General features: G+C 71.5%; 1 pseudogene. It reads left to right on the top strand.

Features of this window, described 5'->3' with window-relative positions:
• Positions 1–73: 73 nt before the first annotated feature.
• Positions 74–2,237: pseudogene (locus tag V7E46_RS33275) on the top strand (beta-L-arabinofuranosidase domain-containing protein); the annotation flags it as partial.

Here is a 2,237-nt window from a genome sequence, read left to right as displayed (position 1 = left end):
CAGGTGATCTGCCGGCTGCGGGCGCCCCGGTGACGCGCCCCCCCGCGGCCGGCGTCCCCCACCCCCGGCTTACCCGTCGTCTTCCCCGCTGGCCCCCACCGCCTTCCTGCGCCTGCCGCCCGGCGCGGTCACCGCCCGCGGCTGGCTGGACGGCCGGCTCCGGCAGCAACTCGCCGGGCTGTGCGGGCAGTACGCCTCGACCTCGCACTTCCTGGCCATGGACAACAGCGGCTGGGTCCACCCGGAGAAGACCGGCTGGGAAGAGGTCCCGTACTGGCTGCGCGGCTACACCGACCTGGCGATCCTCACCGGCGACAGCACCGCGCTGGCCGCCGTACGCCGCTGGGTCGACGCGATCGTCGCCACCGCGCAGCCGGACGGCTTCTTCGGCCCGACCTCGCTGCGCACCTCGCTCGGCGGCGGCCCGGACTTCTGGCCGTACCTGCCGCTGACATGGGCGCTGCGCAACTGGCAGGAATACAGCGCCGACGCCAGGATCGTGCCGCTGCTGACCGCGTTCTTCCGCTACATGAACGCGCAGGGTCCCGGCGCCTTCAACCAGAGCTGGGTCTCGGTCCGCTGGGGCGACGGCCTGGACAGCGTCTTCTGGCTCTACAACCGCACCGGCGACTCCTTCCTGCTCGGCCTCGCCGACAAGATCCACGCCGGCGGCGCGAACTGGGTGAACAACCTGCCGAGCCTGCACAACGTCAACATCGCCCAGGGCTTCCGCGAACCCGCCCAGTACGCGCTGCGCTCGCCGTCCACCGCGCTGTCCCAGGCCGCGTACCAGAACTACACCGCCGTGATGACCGCCTACGGGCAGTTCCCCGGCGGCGGATTCGCAGGCGACGAGAACGCCAGGCCCGGCTTCGGCGACCCCCGGCAGGGTTTCGAGACCTGCGGCATCGTCGAGTTCATGGCCAGCCACCAGCTGCTGACCCGGATCACCGGCGACCCGGTGTGGGCCGACCGCTGCGAGGACCTGGCCTTCAACTCGCTGCCCGCCGCGCTCGACCCGACCGGCAAGGCGGTGCACTACATCACCAGCGCCAACAGCGTGGACCTGGACAACACCGCCAAGACGCAGGGGCAGTTCCAGAACAACTGGGCCATGCAGGCCTTCCTGCCCGGCGTCGACCAATACCGCTGCTGCCCGCACAACTACGGCATGGGCTGGCCGTACTTCACCGAGGAGCTGTGGCTGGCCACCCCCGACCACGGCCTGGCCGCCGCGATGTACGCACCCAGCGCGGTGACCGCGAAGGTCGCCGGCGGCACCCAGGTGACCCTCACCGAGACCACCGACTACCCCTTCGCCGACACCGTGACGCTCACCGTCAGCGCCCCGGGACCGCTGGCCTTCCCGCTGTATCTGCGCATCCCCGGCTGGTGCACCGCCCCCCGGCTCACCGTCAACGGCGCCGCCGTCAGCGCCCCCGCGGGACCGGCCTTCACCGTCGTCAACCGCACCTGGAACAACGGCGATTCGGTCGTGCTCACCCTGCCGCAGGCCACCACCGTACGCACCTGGCCCGGCAACCACGGCGCCACCGGCATCGACCACGGCCCGCTCAGCTACGCGCTGTCCATCGGCGAGAGCTACGTCAAGACCGGCGGCAGCACGCAATTCCCCGAATACGCCGTGCACGCCACCGGCGCGTGGAACTACGGGCTCGCCCTGGACGCCGGCGCCACCGCTTTCGGCCGCGCCGGCGGCCCGCTGCCCGCCGACCCCTTCACCCGTGACAGCACCCCGGTGCACATCACCGCGCCCGCCCGCCGGATCGCCGAATGGCAGGCGGACAGCCAGCACGTCGTCACCCCGCTCCAGGCGTCACCGGCCCGCAGCACGGCCGCCGTCGAGACCGTCACCCTGATCCCGATGGGCGCCGCCCGGCTGCGGATCGCCGCCTTCCCCACCACCGCGGCCAACGGCCACCAGTGGTCCACCACCGGCGACTACCGCAGGATCCGCAACCGCAACTCCGGCAAGGTGATGGGCGTCGACGTGATGTCGACCGCGAACAGCGCGCACGTCGTGCAGTTCGACGACAACGGCACCGCGGACCACCTGTGGCAGCTGGTGGACAACGGCGACGGCTGGTACCGGATCCGCAACCTCAACTCGCAGAAGGTGCTGGGCGTGGACCTGATGTCCACGGCCAACAGCGCCCAGGTGGTGCAGTTCGACGACAACGGCACCGCGGACCACCTGTGGCAGCTGGTGGACAACG

This window comes from Streptomyces sp. IBSBF 2435 (assembly GCF_036815005.1).
In the GTDB taxonomy this organism is placed as follows: Bacteria; Actinomycetota; Actinomycetes; order Streptomycetales; family Streptomycetaceae; genus Actinacidiphila.
This window is presented reverse-complemented; position numbering and strand designations above follow the sequence as displayed.